Origin of the sequence: Bacillus shivajii, from assembly GCF_020519665.1 — a bacterium.
Taxonomy (GTDB): domain Bacteria; phylum Bacillota; class Bacilli; order Bacillales; family Salisediminibacteriaceae; genus Bacillus_CA; species Bacillus_CA shivajii.
On record NZ_CP084703.1, the window covers coordinates 2,276,022 to 2,301,661 of the forward strand.

Here is a 25,640-nt window from a genome sequence, read left to right on the forward strand (position 1 = left end):
TCGAGTTGTCTCGACGGACAGGACGTCCTAATGCCGCGCATGCCACAGGACGTGGCGTATTGCGCGGTGGACGGATCAAGAGAGGAAGAGACAGCTACAACCTACTTGTTCCTGCGATTACTCGTCACAGCTCGCTGTTTTTTCGACGAAGCCATGCTGGTGCTCCTGCGTCACTTCGTTTTACTCGTCGCAAAGCTGCAAGGAAGCAAACTCAATGCCGTAGCTTCGCTCGAGGTCGCTTCAGGCCGTCATTTGAAGTCTAAGTTCGGACTTCCGCATGCCGGCCTTCCAGCGCGCTTGCTCCTGCGATTACTCGTCGCAGGTAAAGAGTGTCGCTCGTTAGAGAGGGCGCTTGCGCTTTTCTTACTACCACGTTTTAAATGGTGGTGATCCCGGTGGTGCGTTGAAGATGAATTCAACAAGTGGAATCACGTAAGCCATCGCTACTAAGAGTAGGAGAAGAACAACGATCATACCCCAACGTTCTGTCCAATAAGGCGTCTTAGAAGCATTGTCTTCTTCTTCCGCAATTGGGAATTCTGTTTCTCCTTTTGGAGCAAAGAACATTAGATGTACAACAGCATAAACTTGTAGGATAACCCCGACCATGAGTAATGTTCCTCCAATCGCAAGGAAAAACAAGTACGGATCCCAGCTTAATGCCGTTGCATTATCGAAATACGTTGTATAAGAAGTTCTTCGAGGAGATCCAAGAAGACCAACCCAGTGCATGGCAATTGCCATTAGTCCCATACCTACAGTCCAAACAATGGTTGTAATGACACCTAATTTGTTTATTGCAGGTGTTAACACTCGTTTTGATAAAAATGGAACTAACCAGTAACTAATCCCGAAGAAGGTAAGAACAACTGACATACCAACAGTTATGTGGAAGTGACCGACAACCCATAACGTATTATGCACGACTTGGTTTAACTGGTTCGTGCTTTGCACAATACCTCCAGCTCCACCAGGGATAAACGCGATCATTGCCATCATTGGTGCTAGGAAACGGACATCTCCCCATGGTAGTTTACTAAACCAACTAATGACACCTTTTCCGCCTTTCTTTTTCGCTGTTTTCTCAAACACTGAAAACATTGCATAAGCTGTCATTAATGATGGAAAGCCAATTGCTAAACTCATAAATACGTGAACATATTTCACTGATTCAGTAATACCAGGGTCGATAATTTGATGGTGGAATCCACCCGGAATATTCATGATTACTAATAGAATAATTACTACACGTGTTAACGTATCACTAAATCGTCTACCGCCAATAACTTTCGGTACAACAACATACCAAGCTGATACAGCTGTTAAATACCAAATATTAACTAATGTATGACCGAAAGCCCAGAACAACGTTCGAGCAACCATGACATTAATCGTTTCAACCCATCCTAGAGACCATGGGATAATCATGACAATTACTTCGATTGCAACAGGGACACTACCGAAGAATAATAAGACGAATACACCTGTTGCAAAGTATGACAAGATCGGAAGATGTTTTCCTTTATTGTTTTTACGCCAATTCGCAACTTGTATGAAGCACCCGAATGCGCATAACCATACTCCGACAACGATTAAAGCTAATCCAAAATAAAAGATAGGCGATGCTGCCATTGGTGGATAAAAGGTAAACATGACTGTTGCTTCATTTTGTAGGATTGGAATGACCGCTAATACAAAACCAACAATTTTTACCCAGAAACCAACCCACGCAAGTTTTCTAACTTTTGGGAGTAAGCCGCCTAAATTATGAGATAGGGTTGCGTAAAAATACCCGATTGTAAAAAATGCTGTTAGCACAAGTACTAAAATGATCCCGTGTGCTGTTAATACTTGATAGTAAGTAAACCACGATGGTAATTCTAATAGTCCTGCTCTGTTTAACCCTTGTAATAGTCCTAAAACTCCGCCGATAAATAATGAGGCAAACGCGACAAGTAAATATGATTTTGAAAGTAGTGCATCCTCTTGGCTAATTCCAAGTATTTGATTTGCTTTATCTTTAAACGATGTTTGTCTAACTGTTTCCAATGTTCTCCCTCCTTTATTTTACGGTGATTGTTGTCGCCATAAATTGGTGACCACTTCCGCAATATTCATTACATAACATGAGGTATTCACCAGGCTCATTAAACGTTTGTGTAATAGTTTGAATATGTCCTGGTGTAACCATCGCATTCATGTTTGTTCCTGCAATTTGTACACCGTGAATCACGTCTTTAGATGTCATTGTAAAATGAACAGTGGATCCAACAGGAATTTCAAAATCACTCGGATTAAAAGCGAAAACTTCCAGTGTCATGATCACTTCATATTCATCTTCACCGATTTGATAGACGCCTGGTTCATCAAATGGAGCTGTTTCATCAACCTTTTGCGGATCAATCGTTTCCATCCCACTTGGTGGACCCATTCCTTGGACAAACGTTTGATAACCAGTAATAAGCATAAAGCCCATAATTAACCCGAAACTTAAGGTAAGCCAAATTTTTTCATCTAAATGCATCTTCATTAATATCCCCTCCTATACTCTAGCCATAAAAATCCCAAACATTAATAAATAAGTGCCAAGAATGACAGCTCCAACAATGCCTAATGAAAACCATGTACCTATTGAAGCTTTATGCTGATCGACTTGTTGTTCAACTTGTTTTTTCCTTTCTACTGCCATTGATCATCAAACCTCCTTTAGATTTCTTAGTTATAGCTTAATTGATAATCTTTATCGATGAGGTGAGGTGAATCACCAAGAGCAAAAAGAATTGATAAAATATTTGGCTTTGTTTCAATTTAGTGTCGATTTTCTAGAAATGATTTTTCCAACGATAGGGGCAATAAAAAACGCTAACTCAAATGATGCGCAAAGGCACGATGAGTTAGCGTCATGTATTTACATTTCATCTTCCATGTTTGCTAAATTGTAAATCGCTTGAGCATAGATGGAAGTAGCTTTTAAAAGATCGTCAATTTCTATATATTCATCCTTTTGATGAGCTGTCATTTCTTTACCAGGGAACACGGCGCCATAGGCTACACAATTAGGTAATAGACTAGCATATGTATTTCCACCGCTTGAAAGCAAGGTCGGTTCATCACCAGTTTCATTTTCATATGCTAATTGAAGAGCCTTAATCATCGATGTATTTTTGTCGACATGATGTGGTTGTTTATAACGAATTTCATCTATATAAAAGTTATAACTCTTTATCGTATCCATGATGTTTCTTTCAATCGTTTCAAATTTGGCAGTGACAGGGTACCTAATATTCGCTTGGACAAATGCTTCATTTTCTAAGCCATAACGGAATATTGCAGGATTTACAGTTAAAGAGCCTGTAATCTCATCTTCATGATAAATGTTTAATTTTTCCCCATAGTGGTCGTCAGCAAACTTTTGCTTGATAAATGAAATATAATTCTCTCCATTAATATCAAGAGGGAGGAAACTTAGAAATTTCGCTAAGGAAACACCCGCATTTAAACCTTTGAATGGTTCCATACTGTGAGCGGAAATTCCTTTCAATGTAAGGGTTATTGTTTTATTGTCATTATCCTTAGTAATTTCTCCATAAAGATGATGCTTTTTTAAATAATCTAGAAACGTGCTTTCAATTTGTTTTAGATTTCCTGACAAAGTAGCGGTTGCATTTTCAGGAACCATATTCCCTCTTGTACCAGCGTGAAATGAGAGTAATATGTCGTCCTTTAATTTAGCTTCGGTATTTGTACTCACCTTTTTCATTGCAAACTTCGCATGTATTTGTCCTTTTTCGGCATGAATGATAGGGAAGGTCGCATCTGGGGCAAAGCCTGCAACAGGTGGCTTTTCAATATCTCGATATTTTTTTATACAGCTCATACCACTTTCTTCGTCTGTTCCAAAGATGATTCGTACATTTCGTTTCATCGGTAATTGAAGCTCTTTTATCATTTTCATAGCATAAAACGCAGCCATTGTTGGGCCTTTATCATCAATCGCACCGCGAGCATAAAGTTTCCTATCACGAATCGTAGGCTCATATGGGGGAGAAGTCCATTGACCAGTAGCTGGTACAACATCTACATGGCATAAAACTGCAATATGCTCATCCTGATTAGATCCAATTAATTCTGCATATCCATAATAACCATCACCGTTTTTTGTACTAAGGCCTGTTTGAGATGAGAGATTAAGCATATAATCTAATGCTTTGGCGATGTTTTCTCCCATAGGTTGTTGATTATTAAGTTCCGAGGTCGAATCTTTTGTACTTTCAAGTTTTAATAACTGTGTTAAATCTTCAAGTAAATCATTTTTTCTTTTTAATACTTCTTTATACCAATTCATTCTCTTCCACTCCTTTGCTAAAAACCCATTATTTAGAAACACTAAATTTCTTTCTATTATAACAAAGGTTTTAAAGGAATTTTAACGAACTCGTTGAATTGTGTAGGAAAGAGGAGTGGTTATTATGAACGGAGAAAAATTACATGAATTAGAAGATTATATAAAAAAGAAAATGACCGAGGAGAATATCCCTGGTTTAGCAATTGGAATAACGAAGGATGGAGAGACGGTATTTCAAAAAGGTTATGGATACTGCAATTTAGAAGAAAAGCAACGTGTTACTCCCGAAACGGTTTTCGGAATCGCTTCTGTTACAAAATCGTTTACTGCATTAGCGATCCTTGACTTGGAGGAAAAAGGGTACATCTCTGTCGATGATCCAGTTGTTAAACATTTACCTGAATTTAAAATTTCAGGTGTAGAAGATATGGAGTCGGTTAGAATTCATCACTTACTTTCTCATACAAGTGGCATGCCACCAATGGAAAGAAGAGAGGATTTAGAAACATACGAAGAACATCTCACATACATAGCTGAAGCTGAATACGAACTACTAGGTAAACCGGGGGAGTATTTTAGTTATTGTAATGATCTATATCTTTTATTAGGTGCCATTATCGAACGGAAGACCGGTATCCTTTTTCGTAGATATATGACAAATAGATTTTTAGATTCTATAGGAATGAACCGTTCAACATTTAGTATTGAAGAGTTATATAAAATGACAAATGTTTCTGTTCCATATGAGTTTAATCGCACAACAAAGTCATTAGACGTTACTGATTGGCCAACATTAGGAACGTATGAAACGGGTGGCGGGATCCGTTCAAACGTTAACGACCTTTTAAAATATGGTCAAATTTATATGAATGGTGAGCATGCTTACTCGTCAAAAATGTACACACCTGTTTATAAAACGGGAAGGGATACTTACTACGGATACGGATTTTTTGTAACACCAAATTACAACGAAAAATATACCGTCGTACAGCATGGTGGAGGACAACCTGGTGTTTCATCTAATTTCGGTTTCGTTCCAGAAGAAAACGTAGTTGTAACGGTATTAACGAATGTAGGAGGAGTAAGCGCAGGAGAAATTTGGTTTACAGCTTTGAATGCAGCACTTGGTTTACCACTTGATTACAAAGTAAGTGAAGAACCGGATTATCATATGTCTATTGATGGTTTAAGAAGCTTCGAAGGTTTGTATACATCTAAAGAAGGCACAAAAATAAGTATTCAATATATTGATGACAACTTATTTGCTGTAATGGACGATGAAAGGTTTAAAGTACGTCCGAGCGGGACCGATACGCTCGTCTTACTCAAAAATGAAAAACCATTAACATTTTATTTCGATGGTCAACAAAAGCCTTGGGCATTATTTAATGGATCTAGAATATTAAGAAGAGAACACGATTAATTTTCATTGAAAACAGAGGGAGGAAGTATGATGAAAGTATTTATTTCTGCAGATATGGAAGGAGTCGCTGGTGTTGTTCATCAAGAGCATACAGCAAGAGACGGTAGAGAGCATGACCGAGCTAGAGAATTGATGACTAAGGAAGTAAATGCAGCAGTAGAAGGAGCTCTCGAAGCGGGGGCTTCAGAAATACTCGTTAATGATTCGCATGGAACGATGAGAAATATTATTCCTGAACTGCTTCATTCAGAAGCAGAATACATTATCGGATCTCCTAAAATGCTAGCGATGATGGAAGGAATCGATGAAAGCTTTGATGCAGTTATATTATTGGGGCATCATGCAAGGATGGGGCAACCAGGTATTTTAAATCATTCTTATAGTGGTAGAGTCGTACGAAACATTCGTATTAATGGAACAGACTATGGTGAAATAGGAATGAATGCTTTAATCGCAGGAAACTTTCATGTACCGACAGTACTTGTTACAGGTTGTCAACATGCAGCAAATGAAGCTAGTGAGTTGATTCCATCAATTGAAACAGCAATTGTAAAGGAAACAGTGAACAGAGTAACTGCACGCAATTTAACACCAGAAAAATCTCAAGCACGAATTAAACAAAAGGTGATATCCGCACTTGAAAAGCGAAGTGAAATTAAACCCTTTAACATTGAGGGTCCCTACAATGTTGAATTATCGTATCTTCATTCTGGATTTGCTGATACGGCGGAAGTTCTGCCAATTGTTGAAAGAATCAACGGTGATACACACCGCTTTCAATCAGATGACTACATTACTGCGTTTCGTTACATTCGCAGTCTCATCAGCTTAGCATCATCAAACTAGTTTCATAGTAAATAGATTTTTTAATGGCACTTTTTTAAAGGTTGATCCTGCGCCACTATGCTTGCTCGTCGTAGGTAAAGAGTGGTGCTTTTTTATAAATAGAAAAAAATTGAATGTGTGAGAGATAGGCGGCGACACCCCTGGTAAGCGTCCGCCGTTACCGAACCAAAGAAAAACAACAATGTTACGAAAAGAGCCTATATTAATGAACAGAGAAACGATCACCTCTGTTCTTTTTTATATATTTAATCGAATCAATTTCATAATTCCGTTTTTTACACAATGAAACGAATGATATGATAATTTTTTTCATTAAATGTACGTTTGGAAGTGAACGTAACAAAAGGCGGCGACTCCCAGAGGATCAGCGACGAGCAATACTTCTTCGAACTGCTTCGAGCTGCGACGAGTAACCGCAGGAGCACTGTTTATCTGTGACGAGTAATCGCAGGAACAACGAGCTGAAGATCCACTTAGGCGAAGAATTGTCGAGCCTAAGTTAGCTGAAGACAAGCCCTCGGGAAAGCGTCCGTCTGAAGTGGAGTTCACGCTCATCATTCGGAATTTCGCACCTTATTTTGAGTTATGAAATTGATTCAATTAAGAAGGAATTTAATCGTAATATTTAGAACTTTATATTTATAGAAGTTAATTAAAATATATGTAAAGAGGGTGTATTGATTTGCAAGGTTCAGTTTCGTCATTAAAAGCGATGTCGCTACTAATTTTATCAGCGATCATCATTTTCGGTGGAGTAATATTTATACAAGCTCCTACGACAATCGTTCTTATTTCTGCAGGGATTGTAGTGATAGCCTTATCATTATTATGGGGCATTAAGTGGGAAAAAATTGAGAATGACTTGATGGATACACTTAAAACAATGTTTCCAGCTATCTTAATTTTATTATCTGTAGGGATGTTAATAGGGGTATGGATTGCTTCTGGGACCGTTCCATTAATGGTTTATTATGGTCTCCAACTATTAAGTCCTTCTGTTTTCTTAGTGGTTGCCGCTCTTGCTTGTGCAATTATGTCCATCATGGCAGGTACTTCATGGGGAACGATTGGAACAGTCGGTGTTGCGTTAATGGGCGTTTCTATTGGCTTAGATATTCCACTTCATTACACAGCAGGTGCAGTAGTTGTCGGTGCAATCTTTGGTGATAAAATGTCACCACTTTCCGATACGACAGTTCTGGCGTCCGCAGTGTCAGACGTTAACATTGTTGATCATATTAAGTATATGCTTTGGACAACGATACCTGGATTTTTGATTTCTTTAGTTTTATTTTTCATTATCGGATTACAATTTAGAGGACAATCTGTTGCTGGAGAAGAGCTTCAGTTGATCTTAACTACACTTGAAGGGAACTTTAACTTAAATCCACTACTATTGTTACCGCCTTTTATCGTTTTGTTTTTGATTTTTAAGAAGAAACCTACGTTACCTGTATTTGCAGTCGGTATCATTTTAGGTGTTATACTAGCAATTGGTTTTCAAGGAAGAGGTTTACTCGAAATCGCAATTGCATTAAACGATGGCTTTTCTCAATCAACAGGTGTAGAAATTGTCGACGAGATGCTTTTACGTGGTGGGTTAACGAGTATGCTTGGGACAACCGCTTTATTAATAGCCGCAGCGATCTTTGGTGCACCACTTAAGAGTGCTGGAGTTATTCAAGTAATGCTAAATATGATCTTAAAGCTTGCTCAAAAAGGTAGAAGCGTTATGGTATCAACGTTTACAATTCACGGCGTGCTGTTTTCTATTACAGGAAGCTATTATGTCACGTACAGTGTCATTGGACCGATGATGACATCCGTGTATGACAAATACGGATTACACAAAAAGAATTTGTCTCGTACATTAGAGGATACGGGTACATCGTTTGCTCCCGTTATCCCTTGGAGCGTGACAGGTGCATTTATAGCAGGGACATTAGGCGTACCAACGTTAGAATATATTATCTATGCTCCAATGACTTATTTGGCACTCGTATTCGGTCTTATCTATATCCTTACGGGCTTTAAAATCGCAAAAGCTGAAAATACAACCGATATTAAATATGATAAAAATAAGGCATTGTCTTAATACGAGGTAAGAAATTATAAGCAGAAGTGTTTAAATTCCTTCTCTTGTATTAAACATAAATTTAATGAAATTTCAGCATCAATACCATCGTATTGGTGCTTTTTGCTGTAAGTGAAATGTTCAAAATTATGGAAAGAAAAGAGAACATTTTATATAGCTCCTAAAATTGGTAATAATATTGTGTGTGGAGGAAAAGTGTTACATTAAAAACTTAGGAGGAGCTTATGGTAAATAAATATATAATAATTTCTTTATTTTTAATAATGTTTATACCTAGTACATTCTTTATATTTAATTCTAGTCAATCCCCACACACAAATTCATCGACAGAAGAATATGACGTAATAGTTATAGGAGGGGAACCTGAAGGAATCACCGCAGCAGTATCTGCTGCAAGAAATGGCTCTAAGACTCTTCTTGTAGAGAAGAGGGATGGATTAGGCGGATTAATGATATTCGGAATGTTGAACTTTATTGATATGGTCTATGGGGTAAATAATGAGAATGCCATTGGCGGGATATTTCAGGAGTGGCATGAACTTGTAGGAGGAGATGACGCCTTTGCTATAAGCATAGGAAAGGATGCTTTTTCTTCTCTAATAAAGAATGAAAAAAATATAACGCTTTTATTAGAAACAGATATAAAGGGACCTATAATTGATGAAGATGGAGTTACGATTAAAGGAGTTGAGCTTGAGAATAAAGAAGGTATGAATCACGTTTATGGTAAACGGTTTATAGATGCAACACAAGACGCTGATTTTGCAGAAATGGCTGGTGCCTCTTATTTTATTGGCGCTGAAGATTTGAACGAAGAAAATCGTAAAATGGCAGTTACATTAATGATTCATTTAAAAGGGGTAGATTGGAGGGGGATAAGACGGGCTGTTGAAAGTAAAACATTTGGTGATGCGTGGATCACAGATACAGTAGCTTGGGGGTTTAATGAGCTCCACTATGAATACAAACCAAATGAAGATAATACACGTTTAAGAGGATTAAATCTTGTCAAGGTTCAAGATGAAAATGGAAATGAAGAGTTCTTTATTAATGCTCTGCAATTATTTAATGTGAATGGATTAAATAATGCTTCAGTTGAAAAAGCAATAAAGAAAGGAAAGCGTGAAACAGAGAATGTTCTACAATTTTTAAAAAAGGAATTCCCTGGATTTGAACATGCAGTTATTGCAAGTTTCCCGGAGGAGTTATATGTAAGAGAAACGCGCCACGTAAAATCTGAATATATGCTTCCAATGTCTGATGTTTGGATGAATAAGGATCACTGGGATGGAATCGCTTTTGGCGGCTATCCTGTCGATATTCAGGCTACTTCTAAAAATGACTATGGTTATGTCGTTTCTTCACCAGTTCAATACTCGATTCCATTTCGATCCACTATACCCTTAAAACTTGAGAATATCCTTGTCGTAAGCCGTGCTGCTGGTTATTCTTCTTTAAGTGCAGGAAGCGCTCGCATTATTCCTACTGGAATGGCGGTTGGTGAAGCAGGAGGTCTTGCTGCGCAAATATCTATCGAAAACGGTGTATCTTTTAGAGAAATGAGTCGTGATAAAACACTCATCAAGCAATTGAGGAACCGGTTACTAGAACAAGGTGCGAAAATTGAACATTTCAATGTATCCTATCCATATAAAGATACTTGGTATGATGACTCTATACAAACATTGATAAATCTAGGCCTTATTATTGCTGGGTACGATAATGATTTAGATGTTGACCATCCACTTAACCAGAAACACTTTGCAAACCTATTAAGTAACGGATTACAAAGAATAAATTATAATAATGAAACCTTGATAAATAATTTACAATCTGCATTGACGCACGAAGAACTTGACACTGAAGATGCTTTTTATCGAGATGAATTAGCTTTGTACTTACTTAGAACGTTTTCTGATAAAAAAATTTCACCACATCCTTGGAAAGAAGTAAAAGAATCAGGGTTAATAAATGAAAATATTTATAACAGAATTCAGGAAAATAGAATTGTCTTGAGAAAAGAAGGGTATTATATAGCAGCTTATATACTAGAAATTATGAAAAACAAGAAAAAGACTGGTGATTACCAGTCTTTTTCTTGTTTATGTGCATCGGAAGTATTAAAAAACGATGGCTTCATCATCATAACTTTATTAAATAAATTTAACATGGGTCGGTACCGATTATTGATTAACCCTACGATTTCTACAACCATTTCTATAGTAAAGATAAAAACTGCAATTATGATAATACCACCAAATAATGTTGATTTTGTAAGTAGCATTGCACATATCGCAAAAAAGGTACTTAGGCCGTAAATGATTAATACTGTCATTCGATGAGAAAAGCCCAAATTTAAAATGCAGTGATGCAAATGTGATTTATCTGGTAAGTAAAAAGGCTTCTTGTTTACTAGCCGCCTGATAATGGCAGATAGTGAATCAAAAATGGGCACTCCAAGAATGATAACAGGAACAATCAATGTGAAAAATGTGATGCTTTTAAATCCTAAGATTGAAATGACAGCAATCATGTACCCTAAAAACAGTGAACCTGTGTCTCCCATAAAGATTGTAGCAGGATGAAAATTATGTAGTAAAAAACCTAAAGTACTCGCTAACAGTATAATTGTGAGGGCCAGAATAACTGCATTTCCTTCCATAATTGCAATACCCGTTATTGTCGTTAAGACAATAGACGATACCCCTGCTGCTAACCCATCCAATCCATCAATAAAATTAATGGCATTCGTAATAGCTACAATCCATAAGAAGGTTAAGGGGATACCAAATCCTCCGAGATCAAGCATATATTCAAAAGGGAATGTAATAAATTCAATATATACTCCTCCGTATATTACAATGGCTGCAGCGATACTTTGTCCAAAAAACTTCCACTTAGCAGGTAAACCTAAAATATCATCAATCATCCCTGTCAATGCAATAATAGATGCACCTAAAATTATAGGTAAAATTACTGGGCTAACCGGCATTAATAATATGATTCCAATCATAAAACCGACAAAGATCGCCATCCCGCCTAATAATGGAGTGATTTTTTTATGGACTTTCCTTTGGTTAGGTTGGTCGATAGCTCCCACCATTATAGCCATTCTCTTAAAGAATGGTGTTGTTAATATACTTACCAAAAAACAAACAGCAAACGTTACATAAATCAATAACCTCAGCTCCTATATATATACGAAATACTCTCTTGTATATCTTTGAACTATTTCTGTTGAATTATGTAGTGAAGAACAGCTTGTCTACATATCACCTGAAGTGATACATTGACTTGTTCATCAGTATTTGTTTGAGTACTGATATAGCTGTCATTTCGGTACTACTTTTAGCCTCTTTCGTATAAGCAAGAAGGTTTTCCTGTAGAGTAGGATATAACTCTTGATATTTCTCTATTTCGTTCGTAATGTCTGAAGAATCCCATTTATCGTCGTCTACTTGACCAATTAATTTTTGACCACATACTTTTGTAAACACCTCAACTTTTGGGTCATACGAAATAGATGCAAAAGGAACTGAATTAATCGCTGCAAAAATAAGAGAATGTAGCCTCATTCCAAGTAACATTTGAGAAGAACCTATAATACTTGCCTTTTCCTGTATAGATAAATCATGCGGCGCTATAAAAGAGTTCTTTTGTGCTGTTTTTGATAGTCTTGAAACAACTTCATTTGAACATGAGTAATCTTCACTACCATGCATAGGAACAAAAACTAATTTTATCCCACTCTCGGCAATTGGAGATAAACCGCTTGCTATTTGACCTAAAAATGTCTCACTATTTCTCCAATATCGGACTGCTATAGATATAAAGGTGTCATCTTTTAACATCGATTGCAGCCACTTAGAATATCTTTCTTCAAGCTTCATACCAAGAACGGGATCTGCTACAACATCTATGTCTTTTTTTACCCCAAGTTCTTGTATTACTTTTTTTGAATGATCATCCCTGACTGTTATTAAAGACGCCTTACTTAGGGTATGTGATACAATCTTTTTATTGAAATAGAATTTAATCGGGCCAATCCCTTGTGCATATACAAAAAATGGTTTGTTACATAAGTGAGCAATCCACATAATACCGCAATAATAACTAATTCCTTTAATACCAGTACTATCTTGTAATAAACCTCCACCACCGCTAATAATTCCATCAGACTTTTTTATCGCAGTAAAAACAGCTTTGAAATTCCATCTGTTCACTGCATTTACTCCATATATTTGGGTTGTTTTTTCTGGCTGATTTGATAAAACAGTAATTGTGATGGATGGAAAGTCTTGTTTTAATTCTTGAATAATAGAGTAAAGTATCGCCTCATCACCTACATTATCAAACCCATAATAACCAGATATCACGATGTTCATGCTGAAAACCTCCCTTTATATAACGGACTGAATCGTTTCACGGCGGTGTGCCAAATAACGATTAAAATAAGACCTAATCCTGCCCCTAATAATAAACTTAGCCCGGTTCTTTGTATTGAGATTAAAAGTGGCGTATGTAGATGTGTGAATGTACTAATTACTGAACCGCATGCAATGACACCCAAGATTAGTAACTGTTTCCCGTGTTTATAGCCTTCCTTTATTAAATAGATGCCTAAAATTAGTAACGGAAATCCGATTAACTCCTTTGTTCGTGGTCTGACTCCAAAGATGTTTTCTAATTCCTGACGAAATAATAATTCATACGGTATCGTTATTCCGTGATTTCCGGTTCTGCCAATATAAAAGAGAGTTACTCCTATGAGTAAAGTAACAACAAAGACATGCCATAATTTCATGTTTCGTTTTAACCAAGTAAATCCGTTCAATTTTAGAGTTACAATAAGCGCAGGAAGGACGGCTAACAATTTTACTCCTCTAAAGCCATCTAAATGAACAAGGTACTCCCATTCATATAATAAAATTATGACGAAACTTGCCCCTGTCAATGTAACGCCAATAACTTTAAAGAAAGCTATAATAGCTTGCTTAATCGTCTGTGGATTACCTATTGATAAAACGGCATATATAGGTGATAAAACTGCAGCGAATAAAACGATACTTTTTTCTACAATTGACAAGTGTAAAGCTAAAGCTGACATCAGGAATGTAGTAAGAAAAACAGCAACCATTAACCGCTTATGCAATACTGAAAAACATAAAGCTATAAACAAAGACGCCACTAGATAGTTTGTGATTTCTATCCATTTCGGCTTTGTTATATCGTTTAATGGGGTAACTGTACCTGACTCTTTATACAGATTGCTATTTAATTCATCAAAAAAGGATAGTGATTCGTTTAATGTTTCTATTGCTTCGACTGGGTTGAGAAAATGTTCCATTGGGTCCTTTTTTAAAATGTTTACATACAATAATTGAATGTTACGTTCATTTATAGCCCGTAATCCACGATTAACATGTGACAAATCACTAGTGTCATCTTTTCCAAGAGTCATACTATGTAATCGGATAAGCTTATTGTCTATTTGCTGCACGAGATCAGCTAATCCTCTTTGAGCATTTCCTTCAATTAAGGTAGCATTCAAGCTCATTTGCTTCATGTAGTGAGCCATGCGATTTATTGTATTTTTCGATGTTTCAGCATACCCTGGAACATCTTTATCAATAAATACGATATGATTTATATAATCGCTATTTTGATATAATTGTTGTATAAGAGGATGCTTGTCGTCTTCAAAGTTAAAATTATTATTTAAACGAGCTACAACTGAAAAACCGTTCTCAATTACATATTCAATAGCAGCTATGTCAAATGAAATTGGCATAATTTCTACTACCGTTTGGTCAAAAGGTACAAAAAGGAAATGCCTCTCACCAATAAAAAACTCTTTAGTATGTACAATGTCTTGAAAGTTACTATTAATACTCGAGGGAATTGCTTGCACAATAGGGTTATTTATATCTACCAATTCGATATGTATCCCATTTTCTTGTGGTATTTGGTTTGTTTTATTTGCCTGTATATTTATTAGCTCACCTTTTGAAATAAATTGGATTAATTGTTTTTCATGTAATTCTTCTAATGATACTGGTGTAAAACTAAATGTTGTTACATTCGCACCTTTATAGTCATGCAAAATTGTTTCTAATGGTATACCAGCTTCACTCATTTTTGCAATATCTTGAAATGGGACAACAATTTCATAGTTATCATTTGATTTTTCTACGTGGATTCTTTCGATTATGAAAGGGCTATTTAGAATCATTGTGAATAGAATGATTCCCCATAAAACCTTCTGCATTACAAATCTTCCTCTCTTTACTACCAAAGTGATTCTTGATTTTTAAGAAAATGGGATGTGTTTTTTTATTAAAGGAATTTTTGTTAAGTCCTTGGTTGAAACAGCTTTCCATAAGAAAAGAAACAAACCGTATATCATAACTCCAATCACAAAAGTACAAAACACATAAACTAAAGCATCAATTCGTGACCATTCATTTATTTTAAAGAAGAGTAGAGGGGCAGAAATAGATAATCCCATCAAAATAGATGAAGCAGCAAAAATAGTATACTTACGCTTCCATATCTGGATCTTAGTTGTTCGGTAGATGAAATAAAAATTTATAACTGTCAGCGCTGAAAATATAACCATGGTCGAAGCAGGCAATCCTAACAAACCAAATTGCTCAATGAAGTAACTATTTGTAAATACTTTAAGTAGAGTCAGCCCGATTAAAGTGAGTGCAGCATGATACGAGCGATCAATACCCTGCATAATTCCTGTAGTTAAAACTGAAAATGTCATTAATAAAGCACTTATATGAGTTAACGCTAAAACATGACTCTCTTGAAAGTCTCCAAAAAATGCATAATTTAAAGGTACTGTAAGAGCAAATAACCCTATACTCAAGGGCCATGAGATTAAATGGATATAATTCATGGACTTATCGATCAAATTGTTTGTTTTTGATTTTCCGCTTGAAATAGCAGGTATTAAAGGCAGCACTAAAGCCTGGGCAAAAACGACGGGAATTTGAACAAGGATAAGTCCTCTGCCGTATATTCCATATAACTCTGTAATATGTTCCCTTTTATATCCGTAACTTAATAATTGATTTGGAACAGTTACTGAGTCTATAAAAAATATTAATGTTAATGTAAGCGTGCCAACGCAAAAAGGGATTGCTATTTTAATTATTCTTTTTGACCAAATAACAAAAAGCGAAAAAGAGTATCTATTCGTTTTAGGTAAGAAATTGGTTCGTGCAAATAAAACACGTAAGTAAATAACCGCTGCAATAACACTGATGAATGATCCTGCCATGACACCACTTGCTATAATATTTGAATTAGCACCTTGTCCCGCTAGAAAAATTGCAGCTATTAAAATTACACCAACACGAACAAATTGTTCTATAATTTGTGATATCGCAGTCGGTTGCATATTTTCAAACCCTTGAAAAAAACCTCTATAAATTGCCATATATGGTGCAATTAAAAGTGAGGCAGAGACGATAACCAAGGGGAGCTGAGTGTGCTGTCCACCAATATAATCGGAAATGAAGTTAGCGTTTATCACAACAAAAAAGAAACTGGAAAAGCCAAAAACTATTGCAAGTATGCTTGCAGTTTTAAATATTTCTTGAATTTGATGTTCTTGTCCATTATGTCTTGCATCTGAAATCAATTTAGATAGAGCTAACGGAATTCCAGCAACGGATAATGCAAGTACCGCCATATAAACTGGATAAACAAGTGTGTAAATCCCTAACACTTCATTTCCTGCAATATTTTGTAGAGGAACCCGAAAAAAACTTCCTAGTATTTTAGAAATAAATGTTGCTACAGTTAATAAAAGAGCACTATGGATAAAACTTTTCCTCTGCACAAAAATCCACTCATTTATCTAATTTATTTTCTTGAGTAGTATTGGTTTATTTTGGTAACTTTATACGACCACTACTAAAAGAAACAAACTTGAGTGATTAATCCCAAGTTTGTTTCTTTTTATTCTTTTTTATCTGCTTCTATAACAATTTCAGGCCTTATTTCCATTTCAAATAAACGGTTCCATGGGAAAGTTATATTTATTATAGGAATCTCAGAAATGAAAAATTGTTCTTCTTCACAGCATGGAAGAGTTAGAGAACTTCCCTCAAAAACTGATAAAATGTCCTTACTTTCCACATTAAGCTTTTCCTGTACAAATAAGAGTATATCGTTTTTCTTTTCACCTAAATCCCATTCATCAAATTGATCAATCATATGGGAAGAACGGAGCACAGTTAATATATTATTTTTATATATATTGTCTTTTAAGTAACGATGTAATAAATATTGATAATGATATTTATAGGCTAGGATTTGTTCATTTTCACTTAATATATTTGGCCCATGCTGATAAAAAGACTGACGAATGCTTCCGTGACTTATCGTTAAACCAAGGGTATTTCCTGGAGTATTCCATGAAGCGAAAGATTCCATTGATAGTAAAAGATTATTGTTAAGCAACAATTTATAAAGATCGGAATCTGCTTTGTAATTTGCAACATCTGCAAAAATAACAGAATGATTTCCGTTTAATTTCGAGCGAATAAGCTTAATGACTTCGTTCCGATCAAAATTTAACGCTGGATTAACAAAGCGGTACGTATGTATAACGAGATGAATATCTGTATGATTTTCATCAGTTGTTATAGTTCCATTTATAACATCAACGTGCTTTTTTACATTCTCGCTTAAAGGAATATCTTCATAATCAGGAATCCAGTCAGAACCGTCTTTTGTTGTGTAATGAACATTAAACGAAGGTTCAAAGTTATTTAGAACATTCATAAACCTGCTTATTAATAATACATCTAATTGATCTGCACCAGGAATAATGACAGCTTTATCAGATATATCTAGGCTTTGGATAACATTCATAAGTCTCTCTTGCTCATGAGTGTGTATACCAATTTGGCTTGCATCGTCTTGTCCAATCAGTGCAAAATCAACAATTTCATTATGTACAAGATTAAGAAGAGCTAGTGTCACTATATGATTTCGTTCCCGTGCTTTCTTGTAACTATCCAGCGCATTAGGAAGTGCAGTTTGCTGCTCTGACTTATAACCTTCCTTTGACCACTCCCTAAGTTTATGGTAGGTCTCTAGCTCTTCCTTTGATAACACAGTGTTCGTTAAACGTTGAATTGTATCAAACACATATATTGGTTTCTCAGGGTATGTTCTCTTTAGATCATTAATTATTAATAACCGATTAATAGCATCATTGGTACTTAATGAATGATCATTCCTAGAAGCAACTAATCCTCCATAGGCCACCATGTCTAATGAAATAATAAAGGCATCTGCTTGATCGCCATACTCGATCATCCACTCTATGATTTGCTCTGATAATCCACATGTTTTTTCGTTACCTAAGATTGAAAGAGGAGGGGTAATGAGATTTATCCCCCCTATAGTGGATAGATGTTGAGGTACAAACAGGTTTACAGGACGATTATCTAAAGGAACTAACATGACTGTCGGCCCATTTTCATATAAGTGATTGTTTTGATAATCTTCGCTAAGACTTTGAACAGAAATCTTATTTGCTGATCCGTCTTCCGCCAATACATGCCCCTTATACAAACTAGAGGGTATAAATAATTGACTAATGATAAAAAGTATTATTACGTAAAGAAGTATATTGTTTCGAAGCGGGATCATTTTTATCTCCTCCTTTAACTCTATCTTCAGAATAATGAAGTCTTACTACATAACCTTTCTATTATTTACAATTTTTATTTAAAAAATTGTCATTAGCATAAAGTAAAAATATGAAGAATTAAAAAATCCTCATAAGGGAGAGAATCGTTCATGCGTTACATAATGAAGTATATTGTTTTAGCTTGTTTCTTAGTTGTTAGCGTTAATCAATTAATGGCGTGTAATGTAAACAATGGAATAGAAGATCAGGATCAATTCCAAGGATTTGAAAACGATTTACCTTCAAATGAAGAAATTCATAAAACAGAAGGTAAAGCGGAGATAGAAAAATCACCATTTAAAATAGATGATTTTATCGGAAGATGGAATGCTATATCGGATGAACAGATGAGTGAATTATATATCAGCACTTTTGAGAGAAACGATAATAAGGATCAATTGATATATATTTCTACTTTTTCGAATGCATATATGTTATCCGTTACAACTACAAGCGATCGTTATATAGAGAAGGTTAGTTTTCAAGGAAACGCTGTATCAGAAAATGAACGCTATTCTTTGTTAACAGGTTGGAGTCAAGTCATATTAATGATTAATACTGACTTTGAATACTACGATGTAAACCAAATCTTCGACAAATTAGGTATTGATCCAAACGGATTTATTCCAGATGGAGAGCAGTTAATTGAATACAGTGGATTACAGTACCGATTATCACATGATGGAAATAATTATTTATTTGAAGTCATTTATCCGTAAATTTAATTACAAAGAAGGGGAATTTATGAGAACACTTTCATTTGTTATGATCAGCCTCATTACATTAATTTTGTTCACGATACCAATTTTTAAGCATTCAAATGCACAAGAAGATGAATTATTTAATATGACATATGTTTATTTTGGAGGTCCAAATACATATATACAGCAAGTGGATGCAACTCAAGAAAGTTTGCATGTTGTTTCACCAAACTATTTTGATGTTTCTCCTGAAGGAAATTTAGATGTAACATGGATGCTTCGCACTTCTTTTATATCTGAAATGCATAAAAGAGGGATTAAAGTTGTTCCTTTCCTTGCGAACCACTGGGACATTCAAGCAGGTATTAATGGACTAAAAAATAGGGAGAAATTAGCAAGGGATATAGCCTCAGCCATTGAACAGTACAATTTAGACGGAGTTAATGTAGATATTGAAGGTGTGGGACACCAGTACCGTGATGAGCATAACGACTTTATTCGCTTATTAAGAGAATACATTCCGAACGAAAAAGAATTATCAGTCGCTATAGCAGCTAATCCAAATGGATGGAATACAGGCTGGCATGGGATTTATGATGAGAAGGAATTAGCCGAATACTGTGATTATTTAATGATCATGGCTTATGATGAAAGCTGGGGAGGACCAGATAGTCCAATTGGCCCCGTGGCTAGTCTTAACTTTCAAGAGCGCTCTATACAGTATGTGTTAAATGAAGGAGTATCTAGTGACCAAATTGTTTTAGGTCTCCCATTTTATGGGCGGATGTGGAAAACAGATGGTCCTACTATTGATGGTGATGAGATTTTGGGGATGGGATTAGCTCACAGGAGAGTTCCTGATTTTGTGTCGAAATATAACGGGAACATTAACTATGATGTTGATAGAAAGTCGGCTTCTGTATATTTTACAATCCCATCAGGGGAAGAAGAATTTCAAGGTGGGAGACGGTTAACAGCAGGGGAATATGTAATCTGGTTTGATAATGAAGAAGCTAAGAAAGAAAAATTAAGATTACCACAACAATATGATATAAAAGGTACTGGTTCTTGGGCACTTTCATTAGAAAAAGAAAAGACTTGGGAATATTATACATCTTGGTTAAATGGTCATTTTTTACGAGATAATCCTTTTGAAGAAAACGACGAACCTGAAGATGATGTTGATGATCCTGACGAAGGAACAGAAGATACCGCAGATCTCACTTTTAATGATGTTCCATCTGGGTACTGGGGTGAGAAAAGCATTTTTAATGTTGCTCGCAGAGGCTGGATGGCAGGAACTGCACCTGCCCAATTTTCTCCGGAATCTGATTTAACTCGAGCCCAAGGCGCTGTGATATTAGTCCGTGCATTAGGATACGCTAATGCCACTCCTACTAATTATGTGTTTAGAGATACACACAATCATTGGGCTAAAAAGGATATTGAGATTGCCCACGAACTTGGGATGGTTAATGGTATTGGAGATAATCGTTATGGCCCTGATGACCCATTAACAAGGGAACAACTAGCAGCTATTTTACAAAACATCTTTGAATTCCCTTATGAAACGGTTGACAGAAATCCGTTTCCTGATATCAGAAAAGGAGATTGGTCATACGAGTCTGTATTAGCTATTTATCAGAATGGGTATTTGTCAGGTTTTCAAGACGGAACTTTTAGACCAAGAACTAAATCAAACAGAGCACAAATGGCTGCATTAATGGACAGAATGTCAGGTGAATTTGATGCAATCAACAACTAACAAGGGATAAGGGGAGATTACTATGAGCAGGTTTATTTCAATCCTACTTGTATCTCTATTACTGCTCACATCTTGTCAATTCCAAAACGAAGAGGGGATAACCCCCTTTGCCCAGGACGAGATGGAATTATTGTTAGAACAAGAGAGAGGTAAAGATTATGATCGAACGATTATTTTATTTCGTGATGATATTGAAGAAGATGTAATTGAAGGGGTTGATGGAGTTGTCTTAAAGGAAGCAGATATAATTAAAATGGCAAGTGCCTATCTCCCAAAGGATGAAGTTAATAAACTTAAAAATCACCCAAATATTATTTCAATAGAAAAAGATCAAGTTGTACAAGCACTAAACCAAGATACAACTTGGGGATATGAACAAATCTTAACTCCGCGTTCATACAACTCCGGATTAAGAGGGAAAGGTATAAAAATCTCAATCATCGATACTGGGATTGCTCCACATTATGATTTGTCAATTGCAGGCGGACAATCTTTTGTTGACTATACAAATTCTTATTCTGATGATAACGGTCATGGAACACATATTGCAGGCATTATTGCTGCCCTAGATAACAATAGAGGGATTATAGGAGTGGCACCAGAAGCTGAAATCTATGCACTTAAGGTTCTAAATCAAAATGGCTTAGGCTACCTTTCTGACATTATTGCGGCCATTGATTGGTCAGTTAAAAATAACATGGATATTATTAACTTGAGTTTAGGGTTGTATAATCATTCCACTGCATTAAATCGAGCAGTTGATAACGCATATAATTCGAATATTCTCCTTGTTGCAGCTGGGGGGAATGATGGAAACCCGAATGGAACTGGTGATAATGTTGCTTACCCAGCCAGGTACAACTCTACGATTGCTATAGCTGCAACGGATACACATAATAGGAGAGCTAACTTTTCTGCCACAGGAAGTCTAATTGAACAAAGTGCTCCTGGTGTTGCGATATACAGTACATATTTAAATAATACTTATACAAATATGAATGGTACAAGTATGGCAACGCCTTTTGCAGCTGGAGTTCTTGCTTTAATAAAACAAGCGAATCCAAGGTTAAGTGCTAATGAACTGCGAAATATTTTAAATAAAACTTCTATTGACCTTGGACAGACAGGAAGAAATGCGTGGTATGGATTTGGCCTCGTTCAATCACCTGTTTTTCTTACAGATATATCTAATCATTGGGCATATAAAGATATAGTAGAAGTGTTTCATTTTGGTTGGATGAGAGGTACTAGAGAAGGAACTTTTTCTCCTGAGCTTAATTTAACGAGAGCGCAAGCGGCAGCTATTTTAGTAAGGGCATTAGATTTGGACTATCTTGAAGGAGATTTACCGACCTTTCATGATATAGAAGGACACTGGGCTCAGGAAGAGATGGAAATTATCAGTCAGCATCGATATATTCGCGGTATTGCAGAAAACACTTTTTCACCTGATACTACAGTTACGAGAGAGCAAATGGCAGCGATTCTTGTTAGGATATTAAATTTAAATAGAACAGATGAAATGGAGAATCCATTTATAGACGTAAATGAGGGACATTGGGCTGCTGATGATGTGATTACTGCTACTTACTACAAAATCTTCCGCGGATTAACACATAATACCTTTGGTGGGGAAGCCGTCGTTACTCGTGCACAAATGGCTGCACTAATGAATAGGATTTCAGATCAAATAACCTAATTAAAGTAATTTAGGAGTATATTTTTAATAAATAGATACATTTAACAGTTATATGAGCCGCGTGAATTACACATCCATAAGAATAAACGAACTTTAACACATAATATATAAAGGGGGAGTATTTACGCGTTATATAACTTTTTTAATCATCATCAGTCTATTAATTTCAGGATGTACAAATCAACAAATTCAGGATGAGAAATCCAATCAGTATGAACAGCAATCAATACATCAACACGATGAACAATATAGTCAAAATCACCCTTTAAATGATGAAATTAATAAACAACATTTAGTTGAAAGTGAAGAGGATTACACAATAGATTTTGGTGAAGATTATATCCGTGATCTTAGAAAAGAACATGGCACTCTTTACTCCGAAAATGATCATGGTACACAAAGTCTAACAGGCCTTACGGCTAATGAGGTGAATATCGTTGTTAATAGAGTTAACTTAAATTTAAACCCGAGCCCATTCATCGAAAATGGAGTAACCTTTATTCCCATTCGTGCAATCTCTACTCATTTTGGTGCAGGTGTATCATGGAATGGGGAAGATAGATCCGTTAGTATCAACAAAGGGGAAACAAATATCTCATTTGTTGTAGGGCAGACTACTGCAAAAGTAAATGAAAGACAAGTTAATGTACCACCATCTAGAATTGTGAATAAATTTACATTTGTACCAGTTCGTTTCATCTCTGAAACATTTGGCTACGACGTTGAATGGAACGGAAAGACATGGTCAGTTTTCATTGAATCCACACCAAACACTTATACAGTTGTATCTGGTGATAATTTATGGAGTATTTCAAACAAGTTTGGTATTTCAGTTCATGACTTACGAAACATTAATAACTTACAAAATGATGTCTTACAAGTTGGGCAAACTTTAATTGTTTCTACTCAAGAAATAGCCGAACCAGATACTACACCCCCCCAAGAGGAAACATTGCATTATACCGTCGTTTCTGGAGATACATTAAGCCGAATTGCGAGCAGGTTTAATACAACCGTTGAAACGATTATGACTGAAAATAATTTAACTTCTGATAAGATTCTTGTTAATCAAGTATTACGAATTACAACTACAGTAGGCCAAGATCCTGGAACAGTTGAACAAGGTGTCACAAAGACATACACCACACATACTGTTCAGTCTGGAGATAATGCTTGGAATATAAGTATTCAATATGGCATACCAATGCTTGAGTTATTACAAGTAAATAATTTATCCTTAAACAGTACCCTTTTCATTGGGCAAAGACTAACGATTCCAGTATATGACATCCCTGTTAAGCCAGTTGTAAGTTCACGTCATGGTGAATTTTTAGACTGGTGGACAGAAGCAAGATATGTATTCCCTATTGGAAAAGAAGCAACTGTAACAGACTTTCAATCTGGTCGTACATTTAGAATCAGACATACGATGGGAGGAAATCATGCTGATTGTGAGCCATTATCGTCAACAGATGCTGAAACAATGAGACAGTTATGGGGGGGCACATACAGTTGGACACCAAGAGCAGTTATTATAACAGTTGATGGAAGAAGGCTGGCTGCTGCGATGCATTCTTTCCCACATGGAGATCATATTATTAGAAACAATAATTATCCAGGTCATTTCTGCATTCACTTCTTAAATAGTACACGCCACAATGACGGACTTGTACAAGCTTCCATGCAAACTCAAGTAAGGGTCGCAGCTGGAGTGAATTAACACACTTTAATTAAAAACTAAAAGAAGCTGACTCAAAAAAGTGCATCCACTTATGAGTCAGCTTCTTTACTAAATAACATTAATTTAATGCCCGATATAAAAACACCGTAAATTCTGCTCGTGTAATAGGATCATCAGGTCTGAATGTTCCATCAACGTATCCAACCGTTATACCATTTGATGCCATTTGCTGAACTTGATCATATGCCCAGTGGTTAGAAGTTATATCAGTGAAATCTTGTTCTTGATATTCAGATGACCATTCAAAGACACGCTCAAATACAGCTGATACTTCTGCTCGGGTCATTGGTTGTTCAGGTCTAAACGTTCCATCATTAAATCCACCAAAATACCCCGCATCATTTACTGCGGAAATCACATTAACTGCCCAATGGTCTGAAGGAACATCACTGAAGTTGTTGTTATTTGAATCATTTAAACTTTTTACTCTAGAAATTACAGCTGCTACACTTGCACGATTTATATGTTCTTCTGGTCGGTAAAAACTGTTTTTAAAACCTACAATATAACCGTTCTTGCTAATATTCGTAATTTCATGTTTTGCCCAATATGAGTTACTTACATCATGAAACTGCCCTGCAGGTAATGGTTCAGGTGGTAAAGGTGCATCTTCAATAATTCTTCTTGCTCCTATGTAACGTGGACTCCAATACAAATTCCCAAGTGATGTAATCTCTACGCCTCTTGATGATCCTGAATGAATAAATTGGTTATTGCCAATGTAAATACCGTTGTGTGATGGACTCACACCAGTTGTGTTAAAGAAAACGATATCTCCTGGTTTTAGCTCATTTCTATTAACCGCTCTACCTTCATTAATTTGTGTACTAGTCGTTCGAGATAATGTAATTCCCGCTTCACGGTATACGTATTTAACAAACCCGGAACAATCAAATCCAGCAGTTGATGTACCTCCCCAAAGGTAAGGAACTCCTATATAATTTTTTGAAATATTTACAATATCTTGTCTAAGACTATTAGCTTCTGCCTGCTGTGATGATAAGAATAGTGATGTGAATAACAATATAAATGAAAAACTAATGATTGTAATGTTCCTTTTAGCCATACATAAATCCTATCCTTTCTAAGATGTCTCTACTAACCTTTTAGTTTTAGTGAATATCCAATTCTAGCACGAAGTATATTACAATATAGTTACAAGTAGATAACAAGTTCTGAATATAGATAGTAAATAATGGTCCTCTTTGATGATAATTGGCATAAATTCCATATAACAGGATTGGGATTTGTCGATTCTTAGTGGATAACAATAAAACTATCGTATCAATAAATAATAGATTAAATTA

At 35.9% G+C, this 25,640-nt stretch carries 17 protein-coding genes and 1 pseudogene; 8 read left to right on the plus strand and 10 right to left on the minus strand.

Going from position 1 to position 25,640, the window contains the following annotated elements:
* Positions 1-366: 366 nt before the first annotated feature.
* The 4 genes from LGQ02_RS11135 to pepV all read right to left on the minus strand — a co-directional run bounded on the left by LGQ02_RS11135 (position 367) and on the right by pepV (position 4,345).
* On the minus strand, positions 367-2,049 hold the full coding sequence (locus tag LGQ02_RS11135; protein WP_226514451.1) for a cbb3-type cytochrome c oxidase subunit I: 1,683 nt from the start codon (positions 2,047-2,049) through the stop codon (positions 367-369).
* Between the two features lie 13 nt (positions 2,050-2,062).
* Complete coding sequence (locus LGQ02_RS11140) at positions 2,063-2,530, minus strand: cytochrome c oxidase subunit II (protein WP_226514452.1); 468 nt, start codon at positions 2,528-2,530, stop codon at positions 2,063-2,065.
* A 12-nt stretch (positions 2,531-2,542) separates the two neighbouring features.
* Complete coding sequence (locus LGQ02_RS11145; RefSeq protein WP_226514453.1) at positions 2,543-2,689, minus strand: hypothetical protein; 147 nt, start codon at positions 2,687-2,689, stop codon at positions 2,543-2,545.
* Positions 2,690-2,908: 219 nt separating this feature from the next.
* Positions 2,909-4,345, minus strand: coding sequence for a dipeptidase PepV (gene pepV / locus LGQ02_RS11150; protein ID WP_226514454.1), 1,437 nt, complete (start codon positions 4,343-4,345; stop codon positions 2,909-2,911).
* Positions 4,346-4,469: 124 nt separating this feature from the next.
* On the opposite strand from pepV, the gene LGQ02_RS11155 reads away from it, so the two are divergent.
* The 4 genes and pseudogenes from LGQ02_RS11155 to LGQ02_RS11170 all read left to right on the plus strand — a co-directional run.
* Positions 4,470-5,768 carry a serine hydrolase domain-containing protein gene (locus tag LGQ02_RS11155; RefSeq protein ID WP_226514455.1) on the plus strand — a complete coding sequence of 433 codons (1,299 nt, stop codon included), beginning with the start codon at positions 4,470-4,472 and terminating at the stop codon, positions 5,766-5,768.
* A gap of 27 nt (positions 5,769-5,795) precedes the next feature.
* Positions 5,796-6,614 carry a M55 family metallopeptidase gene (locus LGQ02_RS11160; RefSeq protein ID WP_226514456.1) on the plus strand — a complete coding sequence of 273 codons (819 nt, stop codon included), beginning with the start codon at positions 5,796-5,798 and terminating at the stop codon, positions 6,612-6,614.
* A gap of 682 nt (positions 6,615-7,296) precedes the next feature.
* Positions 7,297-8,709, plus strand: a complete 1,413-nt coding sequence (nhaC, locus tag LGQ02_RS11165) for a Na+/H+ antiporter NhaC (protein ID WP_226514457.1) — start codon at positions 7,297-7,299, stop codon at positions 8,707-8,709.
* 263 nt (positions 8,710-8,972) lie between these two features.
* Positions 8,973-10,253 (plus strand): annotated as a pseudogene (locus LGQ02_RS11170) (FAD-dependent oxidoreductase); the annotation flags it as partial.
* A gap of 539 nt (positions 10,254-10,792) precedes the next feature.
* Here the strand turns inward: LGQ02_RS11170 and LGQ02_RS11175 are convergent.
* From LGQ02_RS11175 to LGQ02_RS11195, 5 genes are all read right to left on the minus strand, one after another.
* Complete coding sequence (locus LGQ02_RS11175) at positions 10,793-11,887, minus strand: glycosyltransferase family 4 protein (protein ID WP_226514458.1); 1,095 nt, start codon at positions 11,885-11,887, stop codon at positions 10,793-10,795.
* 94 nt (positions 11,888-11,981) lie between these two features.
* Positions 11,982-13,094: a polysaccharide pyruvyl transferase CsaB gene (gene csaB / locus LGQ02_RS11180; RefSeq protein WP_226514459.1), complete on the minus strand. Its 1,113-nt coding sequence runs from the start codon at positions 13,092-13,094 to the stop codon at positions 11,982-11,984.
* A complete protein-coding gene (locus tag LGQ02_RS11185) occupies positions 13,091-14,977 on the minus strand; it encodes a DUF5693 family protein (RefSeq protein ID WP_226514460.1) in 1,887 nt (628 codons plus the stop codon). Before LGQ02_RS11185 ends, csaB begins: the two co-directional genes overlap by 4 nt.
* Positions 14,978-15,019: 42 nt before the next feature.
* Positions 15,020-16,564, minus strand: a complete 1,545-nt coding sequence (locus LGQ02_RS11190) for a putative polysaccharide biosynthesis protein (protein WP_226514461.1) — start codon at positions 16,562-16,564, stop codon at positions 15,020-15,022.
* A gap of 119 nt (positions 16,565-16,683) precedes the next feature.
* Complete coding sequence (locus LGQ02_RS11195) at positions 16,684-18,387, minus strand: DUF4127 family protein (RefSeq protein WP_226514462.1); 1,704 nt, start codon at positions 18,385-18,387, stop codon at positions 16,684-16,686.
* A 150-nt stretch (positions 18,388-18,537) separates the two neighbouring features.
* Between LGQ02_RS11195 and LGQ02_RS11200 the strand changes: the two genes are divergently transcribed.
* The 4 genes from LGQ02_RS11200 to LGQ02_RS11215 all read left to right on the plus strand — a co-directional run bounded on the left by LGQ02_RS11200 (position 18,538) and on the right by LGQ02_RS11215 (position 24,312).
* Positions 18,538-19,146, plus strand: a complete 609-nt coding sequence (locus LGQ02_RS11200; protein ID WP_226514463.1) for a hypothetical protein — start codon at positions 18,538-18,540, stop codon at positions 19,144-19,146.
* Complete coding sequence (locus LGQ02_RS11205; RefSeq protein ID WP_226518295.1) at positions 19,082-20,893, plus strand: glycosyl hydrolase family 18 protein; 1,812 nt, start codon at positions 19,082-19,084, stop codon at positions 20,891-20,893. The genes LGQ02_RS11200 and LGQ02_RS11205 overlap by 65 nt, the downstream gene beginning before the upstream one ends.
* A 22-nt stretch (positions 20,894-20,915) precedes the next feature.
* Entirely contained in the window at positions 20,916-22,592 is a 1,677-nt protein-coding gene (locus LGQ02_RS11210) for a S8 family peptidase (RefSeq protein ID WP_226514464.1), read from the plus strand.
* Positions 22,593-23,019: 427 nt separating this feature from the next.
* Entirely contained in the window at positions 23,020-24,312 is a 1,293-nt protein-coding gene (locus tag LGQ02_RS11215) for a LysM peptidoglycan-binding domain-containing protein (protein ID WP_226514465.1), read from the plus strand.
* Positions 24,313-24,391: 79 nt separating this feature from the next.
* Here the strand turns inward: LGQ02_RS11215 and LGQ02_RS11220 are convergent, their stop codons facing one another.
* A complete protein-coding gene (locus tag LGQ02_RS11220; protein WP_226514466.1) occupies positions 24,392-25,399 on the minus strand; it encodes a C40 family peptidase in 1,008 nt (335 codons plus the stop codon).
* Positions 25,400-25,640: the final 241 nt, after the last annotated feature.